This is a genomic window from Parvibaculum sp. (genome assembly GCF_030651915.1).
GTDB lineage: Bacteria > Pseudomonadota > Alphaproteobacteria > Parvibaculales > Parvibaculaceae > Parvibaculum.
This window is the reverse complement of record NZ_JAUSBV010000008.1, coordinates 369256-390542: the sequence shown is the minus strand read 5'-3', so window position 1 is coordinate 390542 and position 21287 is coordinate 369256. Positions and strand designations below refer to the sequence as shown.

At 63.2% G+C, this 21287-nt stretch carries 19 protein-coding genes and 1 tRNA gene; 9 read left to right on the top strand and 11 right to left on the bottom strand.

The window, feature by feature from the left end; genetic code table 11:
• Positions 1-9: 9 nt before the first annotated feature.
• On the bottom strand, positions 10-255 hold the full coding sequence (locus Q7V31_RS13310) for a BrnA antitoxin family protein (RefSeq protein ID WP_304735004.1): 246 nt from the start codon (positions 253-255) through the stop codon (positions 10-12).
• A 43-nt stretch (positions 256-298) separates the two neighbouring features.
• Complete coding sequence (locus tag Q7V31_RS13305) at positions 299-619, bottom strand: BrnT family toxin (protein ID WP_304735003.1); 321 nt, start codon at positions 617-619, stop codon at positions 299-301.
• A 166-nt stretch (positions 620-785) separates the two neighbouring features.
• Between Q7V31_RS13305 and dnaG the strand changes: the two genes are divergently transcribed.
• The 3 genes from dnaG (at position 786) to Q7V31_RS13290 (ending at position 5778) form a co-directional block, all read left to right on the top strand.
• Positions 786-2705, top strand: a complete 1920-nt coding sequence (dnaG, locus tag Q7V31_RS13300; protein ID WP_304735002.1) for a DNA primase — start codon at positions 786-788, stop codon at positions 2703-2705.
• A gap of 274 nt (positions 2706-2979) precedes the next feature.
• The gene (rpoD, locus tag Q7V31_RS13295) at positions 2980-4953 is read left to right on the top strand and encodes an RNA polymerase sigma factor RpoD (protein ID WP_304735001.1); all 1974 of its coding nucleotides are present in this window, start codon (positions 2980-2982) and stop codon (positions 4951-4953) included.
• Positions 4954-5544: 591 nt separating this feature from the next.
• Positions 5545-5778, top strand: coding sequence for a hypothetical protein (locus Q7V31_RS13290; RefSeq protein ID WP_304735000.1), 234 nt, complete (start codon positions 5545-5547; stop codon positions 5776-5778).
• Between the two features lie 36 nt (positions 5779-5814).
• Here the strand turns inward: Q7V31_RS13290 and Q7V31_RS13285 are convergent, their stop codons facing one another.
• From Q7V31_RS13285 to Q7V31_RS13265, 5 genes are all read right to left on the bottom strand, one after another.
• A complete protein-coding gene (locus Q7V31_RS13285; protein ID WP_304734999.1) occupies positions 5815-6081 on the bottom strand; it encodes a hypothetical protein in 267 nt (88 codons plus the stop codon).
• A 261-nt stretch (positions 6082-6342) separates the two neighbouring features.
• Positions 6343-7389 carry a methyltransferase domain-containing protein gene (locus Q7V31_RS13280; RefSeq protein ID WP_304734998.1) on the bottom strand — a complete coding sequence of 349 codons (1047 nt, stop codon included), beginning with the start codon at positions 7387-7389 and terminating at the stop codon, positions 6343-6345.
• A 133-nt stretch (positions 7390-7522) separates the two neighbouring features.
• Positions 7523-8122: a TetR/AcrR family transcriptional regulator gene (locus Q7V31_RS13275; RefSeq protein ID WP_304734997.1), complete on the bottom strand. Its 600-nt coding sequence runs from the start codon at positions 8120-8122 to the stop codon at positions 7523-7525.
• Entirely contained in the window at positions 8119-8556 is a 438-nt protein-coding gene (locus tag Q7V31_RS13270) for a nuclear transport factor 2 family protein (RefSeq protein ID WP_304734996.1), read from the bottom strand. Before Q7V31_RS13270 ends, Q7V31_RS13275 begins: the two co-directional genes overlap by 4 nt.
• Before the next feature lie 153 nt (positions 8557-8709).
• A complete protein-coding gene (locus Q7V31_RS13265; RefSeq protein WP_304734995.1) occupies positions 8710-9444 on the bottom strand; it encodes an SIMPL domain-containing protein in 735 nt (244 codons plus the stop codon).
• 176 nt (positions 9445-9620) lie between these two features.
• Here Q7V31_RS13265 and Q7V31_RS13260 point away from each other — a divergent pair.
• From Q7V31_RS13260 to Q7V31_RS13245, 4 genes are all read left to right on the top strand, one after another.
• A tRNA-Ile gene (locus tag Q7V31_RS13260) sits at positions 9621-9697 on the top strand.
• Between the two features lie 160 nt (positions 9698-9857).
• Complete coding sequence (locus Q7V31_RS13255) at positions 9858-10916, top strand: TIGR00341 family protein (protein WP_304734994.1); 1059 nt, start codon at positions 9858-9860, stop codon at positions 10914-10916.
• 77 nt (positions 10917-10993) lie between these two features.
• A complete protein-coding gene (gene ettA, locus Q7V31_RS13250) occupies positions 10994-12649 on the top strand; it encodes an energy-dependent translational throttle protein EttA (protein WP_304734993.1) in 1656 nt (551 codons plus the stop codon).
• 243 nt (positions 12650-12892) lie between these two features.
• Positions 12893-14512 (top strand): ATP-binding protein, encoded by a 1620-nt coding sequence (locus Q7V31_RS13245; protein ID WP_304734992.1) that lies wholly within the window; start codon positions 12893-12895, stop codon positions 14510-14512.
• A gap of 632 nt (positions 14513-15144) precedes the next feature.
• Here Q7V31_RS13245 and Q7V31_RS13240 read toward each other — a convergent pair.
• The 4 genes from Q7V31_RS13240 to Q7V31_RS13225 all read right to left on the bottom strand — a co-directional run bounded on the left by Q7V31_RS13240 (position 15145) and on the right by Q7V31_RS13225 (position 19076).
• Complete coding sequence (locus Q7V31_RS13240) at positions 15145-15657, bottom strand: PAS domain-containing protein (protein ID WP_304734991.1); 513 nt, start codon at positions 15655-15657, stop codon at positions 15145-15147.
• 176 nt (positions 15658-15833) lie between these two features.
• Positions 15834-17036, bottom strand: a complete 1203-nt coding sequence (locus Q7V31_RS13235; protein WP_304734990.1) for an MFS transporter — start codon at positions 17034-17036, stop codon at positions 15834-15836.
• 514 nt (positions 17037-17550) lie between these two features.
• Positions 17551-18216 (bottom strand): phospholipid-binding protein MlaC, encoded by a 666-nt coding sequence (locus Q7V31_RS13230; RefSeq protein ID WP_304734989.1) that lies wholly within the window; start codon positions 18214-18216, stop codon positions 17551-17553.
• Positions 18217-18281: 65 nt separating this feature from the next.
• Positions 18282-19076 carry a VacJ family lipoprotein gene (locus Q7V31_RS13225; RefSeq protein WP_304734988.1) on the bottom strand — a complete coding sequence of 265 codons (795 nt, stop codon included), beginning with the start codon at positions 19074-19076 and terminating at the stop codon, positions 18282-18284.
• A 313-nt stretch (positions 19077-19389) separates the two neighbouring features.
• On the opposite strand from Q7V31_RS13225, the gene Q7V31_RS13220 reads away from it, so the two are divergent.
• Complete coding sequence (locus tag Q7V31_RS13220) at positions 19390-20385, top strand: metalloregulator ArsR/SmtB family transcription factor (RefSeq protein WP_304734987.1); 996 nt, start codon at positions 19390-19392, stop codon at positions 20383-20385.
• Positions 20382-21284: a methylenetetrahydrofolate reductase [NAD(P)H] gene (gene metF / locus Q7V31_RS13215; protein WP_304734986.1), complete on the top strand. Its 903-nt coding sequence runs from the start codon at positions 20382-20384 to the stop codon at positions 21282-21284. The genes Q7V31_RS13220 and metF overlap by 4 nt, the downstream gene beginning before the upstream one ends.
• Positions 21285-21287: the final 3 nt, after the last annotated feature.

The following is a 21287-nucleotide window of genomic DNA, read 5'->3' as shown; positions in this document are numbered from 1 at the left end:
GGCGGGCTCTTATTCCTTCGTCTTCTTTTTCGCTTTGGCCTTCGCCTTTTGCGCTTTCATGAAGCTGCGCAGCACTTCGTTGATCCGCGTCTGATAGCGCGGCCCTGTTTCGCGGAAAAACCCCAGCACATCCTCGTCGAGCCGGATGCTGACCGGCTGCTTTTTCGGAATGACGAGTTCCCATTCTCCTTCATCGAGCGGGAAGTTGGAATCGGGGTCGGAAGCAATCGCGGCTTCGAGCTCTTCATCCGTCATGTTTCGCACGCGCTCCCAGTCGGTCTCTCCGGGACCGAGCTTTTCAATCTCCTCGCGCGTATAGCGAACGATACGCTCTTCTTTCTTCCGGCCGTGCGCGTCTTGCCGAGATGATGCGGCAGACGCCTTCTTCGCGCTCTGTGTAGACGATCGAGATTTCGACATCGTTCAATACTCCGACAACGAGGAAGCGCATCTCCCCGTTCTGGTCCGATCTCCGTCGGCAAAGCCGTTGCTCAAACAAGTCCGGGACTTGTCGAAAGTCGATCCCGTGCTTGGCAATATTGATTTGCCGTTTGTCTTCGTCCCACTCGAATGAGGCAAATGGAGAGTCGAATGCTTCATATGCCGGCGCATCTTCCATGAATTGACTCTATCGAAAATCCATCGAAATCGCGGTGGTCCGGCATGACCGCGATCAAGTTACATTTGTATATACAAATGTAACTCTTTGCAAGCCCCCCGCCGCAGCTTTACGAAAAGCTGTACCATGTACAAGCGCGCTCCAAACCGTCAGGCATCCGACCCCCATGTCCTTCCCGAAGTCCTTCCTCGATGAACTGAAGGGGCGCATCCGCGTCTCGGAGGTCGTTGGGCGCAAGGTCAAGCTGACGCGGCGGGGAAGGGAATTCGTCGGGCTGTCGCCTTTCACCAACGAAAAGAACCCGAGCTTCACCGTCAATGACGACAAGCAGTTCTATCATTGCTTCTCGTCGGGCGAGCATGGCGACGTCATCAGCTTTCTCGAAAAGACCGAAAACCTTTCCTTCCTCGAAGCGGTCGAGCGGCTGGCCGCCGAGGCCGGCATGGAAATGCCGCAGCGCGACGCTCATGAGGCGCAGCGCGAGAAGGAGGCCGCCAGTCTCATCGACGTGATGGAAATGGCGGCGCAATTCTTTCGCCAGAAATTGCAGGAAGGCGCGGGCGCCGAGGCGCGGGCCTATCTCGAACGGCGCGGCATGAGGGGCAAGACGCTGGAGGATTTCGGCGTCGGCTATGCGCCGGGCGACGACCGGGCCGAGCGCACGGCGCTGATGCGCTACCTGAAATCGCGCGAGGTGACGCTCGAACAGATGGCCGAAGCGGGTCTCATCATTTCCGGGCCCGACATTGCCGAGCCTTACGACCGTTTCCGCAATCGCGTGATCTTTCCGATTGCGGATGCGCGTGGCCGCGTCATCGCCTTTGGCGGCCGGGCGCTCGCGGCTGACGCCAAGGCCAAATATCTCAACTCGCCCGACACGCCGCTCTTTCACAAGGGCCGCGTGCTCTACAATCTGCATCGCGCGCGCAAGGCCGCGCATGACGCCGGCACGGTCGTCGCCGTCGAGGGTTACATGGATGTCGTCGGTCTCGCCCAGGGCGGCATCGATCATGCGGTGGCGCCGCTCGGCACGGCCTTGACCGAAGATCAGATCGCGCTGCTGTGGCGCATGGCGCCCGAACCGATCCTCTGTTTCGACGGCGACAAGGCGGGGTTGCGTGCCGCCTTCCGCGCGGTCGAGCGTGTGCTGCCGCTGTTGAAGCCCGGCCATTCGCTCCGCTTCGCGCTGCTGCCGGAAGGCAAGGACCCCGACGATCTGGTGCGCGAGGAAGGTTCGGCGGCGATGCGCGCGGTGCTCGATGCCGCCCGCCCGCTGGCCGAAATGCTCTGGGAAAAGGAAGTCGCCGCCGGCACCTGGGACACGCCCGAGCGCCGCGCTGCGCTCGATATGCGGATCGAGGCCGTCATCGGCATGATCGGCGACCCGAAAGTGCGCGGCCATTATGCCGAGGATTTGCGCGGTCGCGTGGCGCGGATGTTCGGCCGCGGCGAGCGCCGCGCCGGCGGGCAGGGTGGACCGGCGCGCAACAGCCGTCCCTTCGGCCCGGGCAATGCCGGCGGCAACCGGCCATGGCGCGGCCGCCAGGGCTTCGGCCCGGGCAGCGGCTATGTGCCCCCGATCACGCCCGAATTGCGCCGTTCGGCCATTGCCAGCGGCCTTGCGGGCGGTCAGGGCCGGGAGGGTCTGCTGGTTCTCACGGTGCTTAACCACCCGGAACTCCTTGAGAATTACGTCGAGGAATTCTCAAGTGTCGAGATCCGGGTCCCGGCGCTTGACAGATTACGCAATGAAATCATAGATATAGCCGCCCTTCATGCGCCTCTTGAAAGGGAGGCGCTCAAGGACCACTTGCTGAGCAGGGATTTGGCGGAAATTGCACGACGTCTTGAGGCCGGTACGGCCTATGTCGGCGACCGTCATGCTTGGCCCGATGCGCCGCCCGACGAGGCGGAAGCGGGCTTCCTGCACACATTGGCGCGGCACCGGCGCGCGATCGTGCTGGAGGCCGAATTGAAGGCCGCCGAGCGAGTGCTTGCCGAGGAGATGACGGAAGAGAACTACGCCCGGTTCCGGGCCATTCAGGAGCAGCTTGAGCGCTCCGAACTGGCCGACGGGCTCGGGTGAGACTTCGGAACTGGACTTTAAGGGGATCGGGTCAACCAGCGGGAATTTCGAGGGCGGTGCGCCGGCGCGGTGATGGTTTGCAAAGCCATACGGGGACACGCGGGTGCACAAGGGATCAGGCGAGCGTGAGGGAAGTGTAGCGGCCGGGCGGCGTCCGGCGGCGTGCCTTCTTTTACACGTTCGGTTCCCGTTCGGTCCTCGCCCCGAGGGTTCCCACGGCCTATATCGGATACATGCGCGGCCTCGCGGCGGCGCCAAGGCGGAGACGGACTGAATGGCGAAGACAGCGGAACAGGCAGAAGCACCGGAAGTGGCCCAAGAGGCGCCGCAGGACGGTCCGCTTCTCGACATGTCCGACGCGGCGGTCAAGAAGATGATCAAGGCCGCCAAGTCTCGCGGTTTTGTCACCTATGACGAGCTCAACAAGGTTCTGCCGTCCGAAGAATTCTCCTCCGAACAGATCGAAGACACGCTGTCGATGCTCTCCGAAATGGGCATCAACGTGGTCGAGAACGACGAAGTCGAGGAGCAGGCCGAAGGCGACGGCGAGGCCGAAGCGGACGGCGAATCCGACGACGAAGACCGCCCCGCCGGCAAGGCGGTCGCCACCACGACCACCACCTCGACCGCGCTCGACCGCACCGACGATCCGGTACGCATGTATCTGCGTGAAATGGGTTCGGTCGAACTGCTGTCGCGCGAAGGCGAAATCGCCATCGCCAAACGCATCGAGGCCGGCCGCGAAACCATGATCGCGGGTCTCTGCGAAAGCCCGCTGACCTTTCAGGCCATCATCATCTGGCGCGACGAGTTGAACGAGGGAAAGATTCTCCTTCGCGACATCATCGATCTCGACGCCACCTTTGCCGGCCCCGACGCCAAGAAGGTCGACCACAGCCAGGCGGCACTCGCCGGCGAGGCGCCGCCGCGCATCGAACCTGAAGAAGAGGAAGTCGATGAAGACGGCGAGGACGACAATTCGATGTCGCTTGCCGCCATGGAAGCCGAACTGAAGCCGAAAGTGCTCGAGACCTTCGACAAGATCGCCGCCGACTACAAGAAGCTCCGCAAGCTGCAGGATCAGAAAGTCGAGCTGGCGCTGAAGGGCGAGGATTTCGGCGGCGCGTCCGACAAGAAATACCAGAAGCTGACGTCGGACCTTATCGACGAAGTCAAAAGCCTCTCGCTCAACAACAACCGCATCGAAAGCCTTGTCGAACAGCTCTATGCGATCAACAAGCGCCTGATGGGCCTCGAAGGCCGCATGCTGCGCCTGGCCGAAAGCCACGGCATCCCGCGCGAGGAATTCCTGAAGCAGTATTTCGGCAACGAACTCGATCCCAACTGGATCCGCCGCGTCAGCCGCCTCAAGGGCAAGGGCTGGGCGGGCTTCACCAAGGACGAACGCGACCAGGTCAAGAATCTGCGTCTGGAAATCCAGACACTGGCCTCCGAAACCGGTCTCGACATCCAGGAATATCGCCGCATCGTTTCCGGCGTGCAGAAGGGCGAGCGCGAGGCGCGCATCGCCAAGAAGGAAATGGTCGAAGCGAATTTGCGCCTCGTCATCTCCATCGCCAAGAAATACACCAATCGCGGCTTGCAGTTCCTCGACCTGATCCAGGAAGGCAATATCGGCCTGATGAAGGCGGTCGACAAATTCGAATACCGCCGCGGCTACAAGTTCTCGACCTATGCGACATGGTGGATCCGCCAGGCGATCACGCGTTCGATCGCCGATCAGGCGCGCACCATCCGCATCCCGGTCCACATGATCGAAACGATCAACAAGCTGGTGCGCACCTCGCGCCAGATGCTGCACGAAATCGGTCGCGAGCCGACGCCGGAAGAACTGGCCGAAAAGCTCGGCATGCCGCTCGAAAAGGTCCGCAAGGTTCTGAAGATCGCCAAAGAGCCGATCTCGCTCGAAACGCCGATCGGCGACGAGGAAGATTCGCATCTCGGCGACTTCATCGAGGACAAGAACGCGATCCTGCCCATCGACGCGGCGATCCAGTCGAACCTGCGCGAAACGACGACCCGCGTGCTGGCGTCCCTCACGCCGCGCGAGGAGCGCGTGCTGCGCATGCGCTTCGGCATCGGCATGAACACCGACCACACGCTGGAAGAAGTCGGCCAGCAATTCTCGGTGACGCGCGAACGCATCCGCCAGATCGAAGCGAAAGCGCTGCGCAAGCTGAAGCATCCGTCGCGCTCAAGGAAGCTCCGCAGCTTCCTCGACAACTGACGCTCCTTCCCTTTCGCCGTCATTGCGAGCGCAGCGAAGCAACCCGGAAGCGGCAAGCCCTGAGCCCGCCGCTTTCTGGATTGCTTCACCTCTTCGGGGTTCGCAACGACGAAGCGGGGGGATTGCCACAAACGTCAAAGCCCGGATCGTTCGATCCGGGCTTTTTGCCATCCGTCATCAAAAAAACTTATCCCCACCCACCAAACCACCCCCATATTCATCCATACCCGCTCCTGCGAAGGGCGTATCCGGATTGTCCGCATGCGTGGATCGGGTGTCGCTGTTCTGAGGGCTCATGGTGCTAGGCCATGCGCGCGCGGAATGCGGCGCGCGGGGCGCGTGCGAGCAAAGCCGCCCCCACATGTAACATGCACATGTACCTCACATGTGCGGCCACGTTCGACACACGCCCCGCGCATCCTTCACGCCTGAAGGTCGCAAGCTCGCGTGCCGAAACCCCGGAAGCCAGGCTTTGCGGGGCTGTTGGCGTGTGGCGCGTCGGGTGCATTCGGACCGGAGATATCCGGCCCGGACATGCTATGGTCGGCCGGCAGCGGGTCTTTGCCGCCTGCCATGCAGAGGAACACGCCAATGGCGCGGATGAACGGATTGATGGTGGTCGGAGCGATTCTGGTTCTGGCCGGCATTCTGGGCTTTGCGATCCCGGTCTTCACGACGCAAAAGACCGAGGAGGTCGCCCGGATCGGCGATCTGGCGCTTCAGACCACCGAGGACACGTCCTACAGCATACCGCCGCTCCTGAGCGGCGGCGTACTGGTTCTTGGTCTGGCGTTGATCGGCGCCGGCGTCATGCAGAAGCGCTAGGGCCGGCGACACCTCGTCCGCCGGCATGCAGCAGGCTCAGTCGGCGGATTCCTGGTCCGCCTTCTTCGCCGCCGGCTTCTTCTTCGACTTGGCGGCTCTGGCGGCGGCTTTGGCGTCGATCGCCGCTGCGGCGGCTTCCTCGGCGTCGCGGGCGAGGCGGAGTTCGCGCAGGCGCGCGGTCTTGGCCGCCGAGAGGCGCGCGGCGGTTTCGTTGATGCCGTGGGCGACGATGCTGGTCTGGTCCGCCTTGGTGACGCGTTCTTCCGAGGACTTGACCTTGAAGTGAAAATTCTTGGCCGACATGGCTCGTTCCTTCTGCTGTCCGCTGCGGGGCCGGCGTTCGGGCATGAAAAAAGGCCGGGATGTCCCGGCCTTTCCCAATCATCCCGTGGCCCTGCCGTTACATCCGTGGTCAAGGCTTCGCGATGAAAAGTTACCGGGCTTGCGCCACCGGCTCTCGCCGGACCGGCATCTCCGCCTGCGCCCATAAGGCGCGCGAAAAGCCGCGATAACTGTCGCTTTCATCAATATGGGGGGCCGGCGCCACAAAACAAGGCCTGTCTTTCAGCAGCAGGCGCCATCGGTCGCCGTGGCATCGCCGGTAAAGGGCATTTGCGTGCCGCAGCCCTCGAAAATGCCGAAATGCCGCGAGAAATCGCCGATAAAGTCGAAATGCGGGGCAAAGCGGCTTTCTTTCAGCATGTGCCATGTGTTGCCGCAAACGGGGAAAACGCGGCCTTTCTCGATGCGGTGGTGGCTGTCGAGGGTGAAAACCTCTTCGGCATGCTGGATGCCGCCCCGATAGATCACGGCCTGTCCATAGTCTTCGCAAGCGCCTTCCAGCCCGTCGATCTTGAAGAGCCGGTAGGTTGCGGAAAAGAAGCGGGCGGGGCCGAGCGCGCGGCGGATGGCGGCATCGGTCACCTCGAGCGGCCGGTCGGTGACAAGGCGGGGATCGGCAAAGCCCGTTTGCTTCGCCAGGGTCAGGAAATCGTTCCAGTAGAGGGCGCCGCCGAGGCATTCGCCGAGCAACACCGGATCGTCGCGCAGCGCCGGGTCGAGGCGGCGGTCGGCATAGACATCGGCGAAATAGAGTTCGCCGCCCGGCTTCAGCAGCTCCCAGGCGCCTTTCAGCACGGCGCGCTTGTCGGGCGAGAGGTTGATGACGCAGTTCGAGACGATGATGTCGAAGCTCGCCGGCTCGAGGCCGAGATCGCCGAGCGCTTCGATATAGCCGTCGCGGAAATCGACATTGGCCTGCGCATAGCCGTAGCGCTCCGTGTGCCAGTCGATATGGGCGCGGGCGACGGAAAGCTGCTCGACCGTCATGTCGACGCCGGTGACCCGGCCCGTCTCGCCGACCAGGCGCGACAGCGCATAGACATCGCGCCCGGCACCGCAGCCGAGATCGAGCACGCGCATGCCTTCGAGCTTTTCGGGGATCACAAGCCCGCAGCCGTAATAGCGCGTCAGCACCTCGTCATGGATGCCGGACAGCGCGGCACGGATATGGGCGGGCGTCGCCGTCACGTCGCAACAGGCATCGGTCTTGAGATCGGCCGAGCCTTTCAGCGTCTGGCCGTAATATTCCTTCACCATCTCGACCGACATCCGCGCCTTCTCCATTTTCCCTGTGAGCGATGGCGCAAGCCTGCCCGGCGGCGGGGCTCACCGTCCAGTCACAAAAGGGAGAGGGGCTCAGGGACGCGGATATTCGAGATCCATGTTCCGGGGCATCGGTTCCTCACCTCCGCGCCGCCTCGATCAGGGCACGGATCGCCCAGCGTTTGACCTCGCGCGCCTCTTTCTCGTCGAGTTGCAGCACGTCCTTGAAGACGATCATGGCTTCCGTGCCGACCACAAGCGCGAGGGCTTTCTTCAGTCTGTCGAGCGAGGCACGGCTGAACTCCGCCTTGGCGGGCGCGAGCGCGGCCTCGATCATCGGCGAGCGGCGGTTCTGGCGGGCCGGGAGGCCGGTATCGCCTTCGGCCACGCGCCGCTCCATCGTCTTGGCGAGCATCAGGCGGAGCGGCGTCTCGTTTTCGAGGATCATGTCGTGGAAGGCGGTGTCCACGCGTTCCATGCGTGCGACAGGGTCGGCGGCCGGCGCGCCGCGGAATATCGCCGCCTCGTCGGGCAGGGCGAGGTCGAGCGGCGCCTCGATCAGCAGCGCCTCGACATTCGGGAAGTAGCGATAGGCGGTCGCGCGGGAGACGAGCGCCTCTTCGGCGATTTCCTCGAGGCTCGGCTTCCGGCCTTCCTTCATCAGCCGTGCGGCCGCCTGCAGCAGATCCTTGCGGGTGCGCCGCTTCTGGTTGGCGCGGCTCTCTTTCGCCGCGCTCATGCGGCCGCGTCTTCCGTCTGCGGCAATTGCGCGATCACGGCGGCGAGATCGACCCAGACATTCTCACGCGAGATATCCCCGCCTTCCGAGAATTCGATAACATGAAGCAGGCAGAATTCGAGCGGGCGGCCGCGCCCCTCGATGCCGAAGGGACGGCCCGGTGCCGTGCCGCGCCAGAGCGACTCGTCGACCAGGAAATTCGAACCGTGATAACGCCGCAGACAGGTCACCTCGCCATCGGCGAGGTCCGCAAACAGCGTCTCGTAGAAGGGGCGGGCGGCGGCGCGGCCATGCGCCGGCCCGGTCGGCCAGCCGACAACGTCGTGCTCGACGTCCGGCGCCAGTGTCGCCAGCACGCCTTCCACATCGTCGCGGGCCTCGAAACCGAAATGCGCGTCGATCTTCCTGTCCATCTCGGCGGGTGTTATCGCCATGGCGGTTCTCCTCAAGGGGCTCCGGCGGCGGAGCGGATGCCCGATGATTTAGTGAGATTTTTGTCTCATTGCAATATAAAAATCTCATTAGTGCGCAGAAAAAGGGCGGTGCCCGTCAATGACACCGCCCTTGTCCGCTCGTTCTGGAAACGGCTAGTCGATCCGGATCACCAGCGTCACGCTGGCCGAAAGCGTCTGCTCGCCGGCGGCCACGGGCACGCTTGAATCGCGTTCCATCGCCATCATGCTCTTGGCATACATCGGCGGCGCATAGCCCATGCTGCTTTCGGTGATGGTCTGGATCGGGCCCAGCGCCACGCCGGCGGCACCCGCATAGAGCTTGGCCTTGCGGAGCGCGTCGGCGACCGCCTTCTTGCGCGCCTCGTCGATCAGCGGTTCGGGCTTGTCGATTGCAAAGCGGATGCCCGAAAGCTGGTTCGAGCCGAGCTTCACCACCTGATCGAGAATGCCGCCCAGCGCGTCGAGATTGCGGACCTTGACGGTCAACTGGTTCTGCACGCGGTAGCCGCCGATTTTCGGCATTTGCGGTCGGGTCTGCGGTTCGATCTGTTCGTAAACGGGGTAGACGGAGAATTGCGAGGTCTGCATGTCGCGCTTCTCGATGCCGGCCTCTTCCAGCCCTTTGAAGATGGCGTTCATCGCCTTGGTGTTGGCGGTCAGCGCTGCGCCGGCCGTCTTGCCCTCGGTCACGACACCGGTGTCGATATAGGCGATGTCGGGAACGCCCACGCTCTCGCCCTCGCCGGTGACGGTGAGGGTGCGCGGCGGCGGCGTGTCGGTGGCATGGGCCGGTGCGGCAAATGCCGTCGTGGCCAGAAAGAGCGCGGCGATGGCGGCGGCGGGAATGAAGCGGCGCGGCATGGACATGCCTCCTGTAAATGCGTTCAGGAGCGGAGCTTCGGCGTCGAAGGGGGCGAAATTGCGGCGGCTGTCCGCCCCCCGAATGGCTGGACGGGCCGATCTTGGCAGCCTTGGCGCGGTGCTGAAACCCGGCTTCCCGGTTGGCGGGCCGTGCCCCTTGCTGCTATATGGCGGGGCGCTGGGGGCCTGTAGCTCAGTTGGTTAGAGCGGACCGCTCATAACGGTTTGGTCGCAGGTTCGAGTCCTGCCGGGCCCACCAGCCTTCGTCCTCCGCACAGCGCCATGCCGAGATGGGTTTCCAGGACGGCTGGGGCACGGCGCTCGACCAGCTCGTCGAATACATGAAGACGGTCTAGGCCAAGGTAACGGATGCGGTCTCTTTCCTCTCCTGCGATAGTACGGAAAAGAGGAGGACCCCCATGTCGCTTCGTGTCATCGAGATCACGGCGCCCGCCGGCTATGCCGACACGCTGACAGCGCTTGCCGAACAGCATGAGATGATCGACGTCTTCTCCGCCCGCAGCGCCGATATGGATGGGTCGCGCTGCATCGTTCGTGTCGTCTGCGACATGAATTGCGTTCAGGCCTATACGGATGCCGTTCAGACGGCGATCGGGCGCGGCGAAGCCTGGCGCGCGGTCACATTCAAGGTGGAAGGCACGGTCCCGGACTATGAGCCCGACACGGCCGGGAACAAGCCCGCCTTCGATACGGGCGCCGCCAGCCGCGAGGAAATTCATGAGGAGGTCGCACGCAACTCGGAACTCGACTCGACCTATCTCATCCTCACGGCGCTTTCGGGCGTCGTCGCGGCGATCGGTCTCCTCAACAACAATGTGGCGGTCATCATCGGCGCCATGGTGATCGCGCCCCTGCTCGGTCCCAATCTTGCCTTCGCGCTGGGCACGGCACTCGGCAATCATGCGCTGATGCTGAAATCGATGATGACCAACGTTATCGGCATCGGCCTCACCATCGTGCTCGGCGTCGTCATCGCCTTTCTCTGGACGGAAGATTTCGATGCGCCGGAGCTTCTGAGCCGCACCAGGGTTGGCTATGACGGCATCGCGCTTGCCCTTGCATCGGGCGCCGCCGCCGTCCTCTCCCTGGTCTCGGGTCTGTCGAGCGCGCTGGTCGGCGTCATGGTCGCGGTCGCGCTGCTGCCGCCTGCCATTGCGATCGGCCTGATGCTGGGGGCGGGAAATTTCGACGCGGCGTTCGGCGCGGCGACCCTGCTGGGCGTGAATATCGTCTGCATCAATCTTGCCGCCCAGACGGTTTTCGTGGTCAAGGGAATCCGGCCCCGGACCTGGTGGGAAAAGAAGACTTCCACCGCTTCCCTTGGCATCAATTTCGGCATGTGGCTGGTGCTTCTCGTCGCCCTTGTCGGCGCCATCGCCTGGCTCAAGGTTCCGGTGGTGCCGTTCCACCTGATCGAGCGTGTCACCGAGGCCGCCGAGAGCACCGTGGCGCCATAGGCCGGATTGCCCCTTTCCGGGCGATCCGCTAGAAGAAGCGCCAATTCCAATTCCGAGCCCAAGGATACCCGCCCGCCATGGCCGCTTATCAGTATGTCTATGTGATGGACCGCCTGTCCAAGACCTATCCGGGCGGCAAGCAGGTGCTGAAGGATATCCGCCTGTCCTTCCTGCCGGGCGTCAAGATCGGCGTTGTCGGCCTTAACGGCGCCGGCAAATCGACGCTCTTGCGCATCATGGCCGGCGTCGACACCGATCACACCGGCGAGGCCTGGGCGGCGGCCGGCGCCAGGGTCGGCTATCTGCAGCAGGAGCCCGAGCTCGATCCGGCGCTCAATGTTTTCGGCAATGTGATGGAGGGCGCCGCCGAAAAGAAGGCGCTTGTCGACCGTTACAACGAACTGGCCATGAACTACTCGGACGAGACGGCCGAGGAAATGGCCAAGCTGCAGGACGTCATCGACGCGCAGAATCTCTGGGACCTCGACAGCCAGGTCGAGATGGCGATGGATGCGCTGCGCTGCCCGGACCCGGAAGCCGACGTCAACAATCTTTCGGGCGGCGAGAAGCGCCGCGTCGCGCTTTGCCGCCTGCTGCTGGCCTCGCCCGACCTGCTGCTGCTCGACGAACCGACCAACCATCTCGACGCGGAATCGATCGCCTGGCTGCAGAACTATCTGAAGGAATACACAGGCACCGTCGTCATGGTCACCCATGACCGCTATTTCCTCGACAATGTGACGGGCTGGATTCTCGAACTCGATCGCGGTTCGGGCATCCCTTACGAAGGCAATTACTCCTCCTGGCTCGAACAGAAGGAAAAGCGCCTCGTTCAGGAAGGCCGTCAGGAAGAAGCCAAGCAGCGCACGCTGGCCCGCGAACTCGAATGGATCCGCCAGAGCCCCAAGGCGCGGCAGGCGAAGTCGAAGGCGCGTATCAGCGCTTACGACGAATTGCTGGCCGAGGCCGGCAAGCAACAGGAGGGCAAGGCCCAGATCGTCATTCCGGCAGGGCCCCGCCTCGGCGGCAATGTCTATGAAGCCGACAACATCTCGAAGGGCTTCGGCGACAAGCTGCTGATCGACGGATTGTCGTTCAAGCTGCCGCCCGGCGGCATTGTCGGCGTCATCGGGCCCAACGGCGCCGGCAAGACGACGCTGTTCCGTATGCTGACGGGTCAGGAAAAACCGGATTCGGGCACGCTGAAAATCGGCGAGACGGTCGTCATGGGCTATGTCGACCAGAGCCGCGACTCGCTCGACGGCAACAAGACCGTCTGGGAAGAAATCTCCGGCGGCACCGACATTGTCGAGCTTGGCAAGGTCACCATGCCGAGCCGGGCCTATGTCGGTTCGTTCAATTTCAAGGGATCGGACCAGCAGAAGAAGGTTGGCCTGCTGTCGGGCGGCGAGCGCAACCGCGTGCATCTGGCCAAGATGCTGAAATCGGGCGCCAACCTGCTGCTGCTCGACGAACCGACCAACGATCTCGACGTCGAAACCTTGCGCGCGCTCGAAGACGCGCTGGTCGCCTTTGCCGGCTGCGCCATCGTCATCTCGCATGATCGCTGGTTCCTCGACCGCATCGCCACCCACATGCTGGCCTTCGAGGGCGACAGCCATGTCGAATGGTTCGAGGGCAACTACCAGGAATATGAGGAAGACAAGAAGCGCCGCTTGGGGCCGGCCGCCGAAATTCCGACCCGCATCAAATATAAGCGCTTCAGCCGCTAGAGGGGCGACTTCGTTCACCCTCCCCCCAGCGGGCGGGCGCCGCGCCGCAGGGCCGATCGGCCGGCCCGTAAAAAACTCCTATTTCACCAAAATCGCCCGGAATCCCTTGCGTTACCGGCGCGGTCCGGGCCGCCCTGTTCACGGAGCTTTAATCCGCAAATTCTAGATTGGGAGCGATCAAATCGGGGGATTTGGAGGGAGCTCGGGCGCTGCTTGGCGGCGCGCGTGGCGAAAGGCTCGGCGATGGGTGGAAAGAAAATCAGCGACCAGGAGATGGCCGCGATCGTGCGGGAGGCGGTGGACCGCCTGCCCGGCGGTTTCGTGATATTCGGCCCCGATCATGAAATCCTGCTCTCCAACGCGCAGAACGAGCGCGACTTCCCCTACACCAACCAGGCCCTCAGGGAGGGCAAGACCTATCTCGAAGCAACGTACACCGCGGTCAAGGTGGTGGTGCCCGACTTGCCGGACGATGACGCGCTTGCAGTGGCAAAGGGCATTCACGACACGCTGGCGCGCGGCGAGCCGGTCGAGTTGAAGACCCATCTCGGCACGGTGATGCAGGTCGTCGAGATTCCGCTGTCCTTCGGCGGCTGGGTCGCGGTCGGTGCCGATGTCACCGCACTCAGAGAGCGCGAGCGCGAGTTGAAGAAGGCGCGCAAGCAGGCCGAGGCCGCCAATGAGGCGAAGTCGGCCTTCCTCGCCAATATCAGCCACGAGATCCGCACGCCCCTGAACGGCATTCTCGGCATGGCGCAGGTCATGGCCTCGGGCGATCTCTCGCCCGAACAGCAGGACCAGCTCGAAACGATCCTCGATTCGGGCAAAACACTGATGGCGATCCTCAACGACGTTCTCGATCTCGCCAAGATCGAGGCCGGACGCTTCGACATTTCGCCGATCGACAATGATCTCGGCCATCTGCTGCGTCGCATGGAAAAGCTCTGGGCGCCACGTGCCCGGGAAAAGGGGCTCAAGCTGACACTTTCGGTCGACTGCGCGATGTCGACCTTTCTGCGTTTCGATCCGGTGCGTGTGCGCCAGTGCATTTCCAATCTCGTGTCCAACGCGATCAAATTCACCGAGCAGGGCGGCATCGATATTTCGGCAACCGCCGTGCCGGCCGATGACGGCGCCTTCGAAATTCGCATTTCGGTTTCCGATACCGGCATGGGCATGGATGCCGAAACGCTCGACAGGCTCTTCGCGCCCTTCACCCAGGCCGACGCTTCCACCGCGCGCCGTTTCGGCGGCACCGGCCTCGGCCTGTCGATCAGCCGCAAGCTGGCGCAATTGATGGAAGGCGACGTCACCGTCGAAAGCGAGGAGGGCCATGGTTCGACCTTCACGCTGAACTTTCGCGCCATGCCCGGCCGCCGCGCCAGCGAGGCGCCGGCCGATGCCGAGGTCGACCGCACCGGTGGCGTGCGCTGGGCCAAAGGTCTTTCGATCCTGCTGGTCGACGATCATGCGCTCAACCGCAAGGTTGCGCGGCTTTTCCTCGAGCCGCTCGGCATAACGATCGCCGAAGCCGAAAACGGCGCCGACGCGATCCGTGACCTGCAGACGCGGCCCTTCGATCTTGTGCTGCTCGACATGCACATGCCGGTGATGAACGGCAAGGAGACGCTTGCCCATATCCGCGCGCATGAAGCGTCTTTCCGCGACATTCCGGTCATCGCGCTGACCGCCGACTCGCTTGGCCCGGACAACAAGCGGTATGACGAGATGGGCGCCGACGGTTATGTCGGCAAGCCGATCGACCATCGCGAACTGATCCTCGAGATCGGCCGTGTGCTGGAAAAGAAACACGGCCGCTCCCCGACGCCGAAGAACGCTTTCCCCGACCTGCGCCGCGCCTGAGCGAAGGCGCAAGGAAAGAATTTTTCACGCGGAGCCGCGGAGCCGCGGAGAAGAAAGGAATTCTGGCGCTACGCGCCGACGAGGCTGCTTCGCATCAGCGACATGGAATCTCATAAGAAACGTCATTGCGAGCGAAGCGAAGCAACCCAGAAAGCCGCAAACTCTGTATTCGACGCTTTCTGGGTTGCTTCGTCGCTGGCGCTCCTCGAAATTGTGTGTTGGCGATGTGGTTCTTTCGCGCCGAAGGCGCAACCACTTTTCTTCTTCTCCGCGCCTCCGCGTCTCCGCGTGAGTCCTTCTTCCCTTCACCTCACCACTTGCCGAACGGCCCATGGATCCCGGCTTCCGCCGGGATGGCACTTTTGGTTTTGGCGAGTGCACAACTTCCTTGTGAGAAAGGGTTTTGCACGCAGAGGCGCAGAGGGGAATGAATATGTGGCAGGCTCCCGTTTTCTGTCGCTTGACTGCTTTTGCCGGGCGAAGCCCGGCAGGAATGAAAACAGCGTCCGGGGAAGCCTGATGCGTCTGCGCCGTATCGCAGCACCTCTGCGTCTCTGCGCCTCTGCGTGAGTCCTTCCCTTCTTCGCGTCTCCGCGTCTCCGCGTGAAACCCTTCTTCCTTTTTCCCAACCCTCACGCGAGTTCGAAAAACACCTCGGCGTCGCGGTCCTCGATGCGGAACTGACCTTCGCCGTGCAGTTCCTCGCCGAAACCCTCGATCAGACCCAGCACCAGCCGCGTGCCGGTCGCCGCTTCGAACATTGGCAGCTGCGTCATCTCGATCATTTCGCGGTGACCGTCGCGGTGGAGAATGTCCTTGCGGATCCAGCGGCCGAGCGGCGGCGGCCCGAACATTTTCGGCATTGAGGCGCCGGCGATGTGCTGGCGTTCCGGCGGCACGAAGTCGGCATAGTTCATGCCCTTGACGTCGACACCCAGATGATCGCGGATATTGTTGCCGGCCAGCCGGATCGGCAGGCGCTTGCCCGGCACGTCGTGGAGTTCGACCAGATAGATGTTGGCCAGAAAGCGCGCGAAGCGCTCGGGCCGGAAATCGGCCTTGTCGGGGATCGGCTGGCCGTGCTTCGGGATCGCCATCCAGACTTTCTCGAAAGCATGGCTCAACGCCGAACGCACCGGCTTCATTGCCGCCGCCGCGCCGCCCGAAGAAGACCCCGCATCCAAAACGTCACCTCACGCAACAAACAAAGGCCCAAGCTTACCCGGCCATCCTGAGGCCGAAGCTTTAAGAAGGTCTGAAACGGCAGGAATGCGGACGCGGATTGCGGCTCCGCCGCCGAATTTTTCGCATGCGCCACGCATTATCTCACAGAATATCGGCGATGCGGCCTCCGGCGGCGCGCCGTCAGCCAGACCAGCGCCAGCGCCGCCATGCCGAGCCAGGGCAGCAGCAGCATGTTCATCGCCTGCCAGCCCAGCAACTGATGCAGCGCGCCGGCGCTGAGCGAGGCGAGAAGGCTGACACCGAAAACCGTCATGTCGTTCATCGCCTGGGCGCGGCCCTTTTCGGCCTCTGTATAGGTTTCGGTCAGAAGCGTCGTGCCGCCGATATAGAGAAAGTTCCAGCCGACGCCGAGCAGCACCAGCGCCGAGGCGAAGGAAACGAAGTCCGTCCCCGACAGGCTCATCGTCACATGGCCCGCCAGCAGCGCGACGCCTGCCAGCATGATGCGCAACACGCCGAAGCGCGCGATCAGCGAGCCGGTAAAGAACGACGGCAGGAACATGCCGAGCACGTGAAGCTGGATCACCAGCGCGGTGTCGGAGAGATGATGATGGTGATGGGTCATCGCCAGCGGCGTCGCCGTCATCGCGAGGATCATCACGCCGCCGCCGGTCGCGGCGCCGAACAGCGCCACCGCATAGGCGGGTTGCCGGATAATGGCGCCAAGCGGACGGCCGCCATCGGTACCCTCGGCGCGCGGCGCCGGGCGCGGCACATTGAGGCCGAGCAGGAGAACGGAGGCGACGATCGACACCAGCGCCAGCAGCAGGAACGAGCCCGTATAGACCGGCACCAGCAAGGGCCCGCCCCATTGCGCCAGCGCCGGACCGAGGATCGCCGCCACGACGCCGCCGGCCAGCACCAGCGAGATGGCGCGCGGCCGAAAATCCTCGTCGGCCACTTCCGACGCCGCGAACCGATAAAACTGCGCGAAGCCCTGATAGACGCCGACCAGAAACGTGCCCGCCGCGAGCAGCAGCAGCGAGCCTGTCCACATCCCTGCCGCCGCCGCGAATCCGCCCGCCGCGCCGGCCAGCGCGCCGAGGATGAAACCCGGCCGCCGCCCGACCCGCGCCATCAGCATCGAGGCCGGCACGGTCGCCAGCGTCGTGCCCAGCAGCATGGCGGCGATGGGTGCGGTCGCCAGTTCCGGCCGCGGCGCCAGCGTCGCGCCCGCCAGCGCGCCGATCGTCATGACGAGAACGGCCGTCGTCTGGAACAGCGCCTGCGCGGTCGCCAGCAGCAGCACCTGCCGGTGCATGGGTTTGCCGAATGTCATGGGATGGTCGCCCCCCGGGAAGAATCGCAATCCTTCCGGTTGCGCCCGGCGAATGTGGGGAGGTTCGCGGAAAGAGGCAAGTCCTGTTTCTGTACCTTCGCCTCGGCGCAACACCGCGGCTGACCGGGTCCGGAATTGTCTGTATACAGATTTTCCACCGGGCGACCGGTGTACCGGTGTACCGGTGCATCGGCGAAAGCCGAAATCCGGTTGGCGGGTGCCGCGATACGGCCTTGATCAACAGGGCGGGGACAAGTTTTGGCGAATTTTGGCGCATTTTATTCGCGTCGTGGCCTTCGCGTCACGGTGACATGGCTGTGGCATCCCGGTCCCACGGGGATAAGTCATGTCTGTCCCACGGGGATAAGTCATGGGGTATCGCTGTGGAAAAGTCTTTTGTGACAGTTTTATGACAGTTCAGTGACAGAGGGGGGTGTTTTGCTGCCACAAACAGCTGCGGCGCCCCTCTTTCGGGAGGCGCCGCGGCCGGGTTGATCCGTGTACGGTTCTTTCTTTAGTCGAGCTTGGCGATGCCCGAAAGGTCGCCCTTTTCGGCCTTGTCGATCTGGGCCCGCAGGTGTTCGAGCAGGGCGTCGAAATTGCCGCCGCTATTGCGGATGACGCTCGAGAAGGTCGAGCGCTGCTCCTGTGCCAGCCAGATGCCGACGACATTGATGTCGAAGATCCTGTAGCCGTCGCCGCTTTTCACCAGCCACCAGTCGACAGTCACCGGCGGGCGGCCGCCGGGAAAGCGGATCTCGCTCTTGACGATCGCCTGGGTGTCGCCGCGCATCTGCGCGCTCAGCACTTCGAGCTTCTCGTTGTTGTAGTCGGTGAGACGCGTCACATAGACCTTGACGATGAAGTTCTCGACGAGGCTGCGATATTCGGCGAGCTGCTCGGGTGTCGGCGTGCGCAGATACTGACCGAGCGCGAAGGCGGCGACGCGGTCGAGATCGGCGGTTTCGCGCAGCAGGTCGCGGAAGGCTTCCTCGCGCTGCTTCGGCGTCGCCGCGTCGTCGCTGATAATGGCGATGGCGCGCACGGCGACCGCGTCGACAAAGGCTTTCGGATCGTCGTTGGCGCGGGCTGGCGCGGCGGCGTGAAACAGCCCCAGCGTCAAGGCGGCGCAAAAGACGAGGGGGGCGATGACGGCTCGCATCGAAGCATGGCGGGGCATGCGCGATCTCCTGCTTTCCGGTTCCGTACGTTCGGTGCCGGCGCGACATGCGCGGGCGTGCGAACTCAGGGTCTCATACCGGGAGTGTTGGGTTCGTTTGTGTCGAAAGTGAGATCGTTGATGTCCGGCAGTGTGTCGAAATTGTACTGGCCGTTGGCGATCTCGCTGGCGCGGCTTTGCCGGTAGAGGTTGCGCACCGTCGCGTAAAAATCGATCGAGGTGCGCTCGATCTGGTCGAACGTTTTTAGACTGCGCGCGCGCTGGTCGACGCCGTTCACTACGAAGCGGGTGACCGGCACCGTCTTCGGGCGGTCCCAGTAGATATAGGTCAGCGGGTCGAAGGCCGAGTCGACGACGAAGCCCGTCAGGTCGCGCGGCGGGGCGGGGCCGAGCACCGGCAGAAAGAGATAGGGGCCTTCGCCCGTGCCCCAGGTCGCGAGCGTCTGGCCGAAGTCCTCGCTGTGCTGCTTCATGCCCCAGTTCGAGGCCGGGTCGAAAAGGCCAAGCACACCGACCGTCGTGTTGACGCCGAAGCGGCTCGCGGTCGTGCCGGCGCGATCCCATTCGCCCTGCAGCAGATCGTTGGCGAGGATGACCGGGCTTCTGAGGTTGTCGAGGAAATTGCGCACGCCGTCGCGGCCCGGCTCCGGCACGACGCCGTCATACCATGTGGCGACCGGCTTCAGCAGGATCGTGTCGAAGAACTTGTTGAGCTCGAAGAAGTAGCGGTTCATCGGTTCGAGCGGGTCGTTCTCGCCGTCGTCCCCGGCCAGCGCCACGCCGCCGGCAACCAGCATCGTGATCGCCGCAATGCCTGCGAGCAGGCGCGGCCGCGCCGTTCGTCCAGTCCGAAACCTCATTCGTCCGCCCTCAATCCAAAACCGGCTGCCCGCCGATGCGTGCGTTACATCGGCCGTAAGCCCCTTCCCCGGGAGCATCCGCCGAACCGCTTAAATTCGCGTGAACGGCGCAGAAACGCTCAAAATTTCGCTTCGATTCACGCATTGCCAAGCGCTCTAGGTAGCATATGGGTTGGGCGTTAACCAGCGGACGAGCCCGGGGGCTCCCGTCAATTCCGCGACTATGTTGCGGAAATGCTGCAAGAAAAAAGTCCTTTTGATAGACATAAGGATATGTTTATATGTTTCTCAAAATTTGACGATCGGATGCCGAATGGAACAGCTTCTTGCGGGGTTGAGGGCCGCTGGTGAGCCAACGCGATTGCGTCTTCTGGCCTTGTTGGCGCGTGGTGAACTCACAGTGACCGAGTTGACGCAGATTTTGCGCCAGAGCCAGCCGCGCGTCAGTCGTCACCTCAAACTGCTTTGTGAAGCGGGGCTTCTCGAGCGGTTTCGGGAGGGGAGTTGGGTTTTTTACCGCCTCGCCAGTGGCGGACCGGTGGCCGCGCTGGCCGAAGTGCTGACAGGGCTGATTCCGCAGGAAGATCTCGTCATCGCGCGCGATTGTGAGCGGCTGGAGGCGGTGCGTACGGCGCGTGCCGAGAAGGCAGCGGCCTATTTCCGCGCGAATGCCGATGAATGGAACCGCATTCGCTCGCTCTACGTGCCGGAAGGCAAGGTCGAACAGGCGATGATGGATCTCGGTGCCCGTGACGACATGGAGGCGGTGGCGGATCTGGGGACAGGAACGGGGCGGATGCTCGAACTTTTTGGCCCGAAGGCCAAGAGCGGCATCGGTATCGATCTCAGCCCGGAAATGCTTGCGCTCGCGCGCGCGCACCTTGCGCTGCCCGAATTTGCACATTGCTCGGTAAGGCAGGGCGATCTCTACGACCTGCCGATGCAGGACGAGACGGTTGATCTCGTGACCTTGCATATGGTGCTGCACTTTCTGGACGATCCTGCCGCCTCGATTGCCGAAGCGGCGCGGATAATGAAGCCCGGCGGACGATTGCTGATCGCCGATTTCGCACCGCATGATCTCGATTTTCTGCGCGAGAGTCATGCCCATCGGCGGCTGGGATTTGACGCGGACGAAGTGGCGGCATGGCTTGTCGAGGCCGGTCTCGATGTGCGCGAAATCAGGCATTTGCCGCCGGAAGGTGACGACGATGCGCAACTGACGGTGTCGATCTGGGTTGCGGAGCGGCCAGCGCGACCGGCGCCTCGTGCCGAACGGCGCATCGAATTTGAAGGAGCGACGCGATGAACCGGAAATCAAAAGAAGACAAGCGCGATCGTACGCGCGTCTCGTTTGAATTTTTTCCGCCCAAGACGCCGGAGATGGAACAGACGTTGTGGCGTTCAATCCGGCGGCTGGAACCACTGGCGCCTGAATTCGTGTCCGTGACCTATGGCGCCGGCGGATCGACGCGTGAGCGCACGCATGCGACGGTGAAGCGCATTCTCGACGAGACGACGCTTGAGCCAGTTGCGCATCTTACCTGTGTCGGTGCGTCGCGCGCCGAAGTCGACGACGTCATCCGGGGCTATTGGGATGCCGGAATCCGGCATATTGTAGCGCTGCGTGGCGACATGCCCGAACTCGGCGCGCCCTATCGGCCGCATCCGGAAGGTTACCAGTCGACGCCGGAGCTGATCGCCGCGATCCGCAAGATCCGCGATTTCGATGTGATCGTTTCGGCCTATCCGGAAAAGCACCCGGAATCCGTTTCGCTCGACGCCGATATCGAGCTGCTGAAGAAGAAGGTCGATGCCGGCGCGACGCGGGCGATCACGCAATTCGTGTTCGACACGGAGAAGCATGTCCGCTTTCTGGAAAAAACACAGAAGGCGGGAATCTCGGTTCCGATCGTGCCGGGCATCATGCCGACGACCAATTTCAAAGGCACGAAGCGGATGGCGGAGCGTTGCGGCGCCAGCATTCCACAATGGCTGGAGAATTATTATGTCGGGCTCGACGACGAACTGGAGACGCGCAAGCTGATCGCCGCCTATGTCGCGGCCGAGCAGGTGAACCGGCTGCGCGGCTACGGCTTCGACCGCTTTCACTTCTACACGCTCAATCAGGCCGATCTCACTTTCGCCATTTGCCATGTGCTGGGTTTGCGTCCGCAGGCCGCGCTGACGCCGGTCGAACCCGCATAAAGG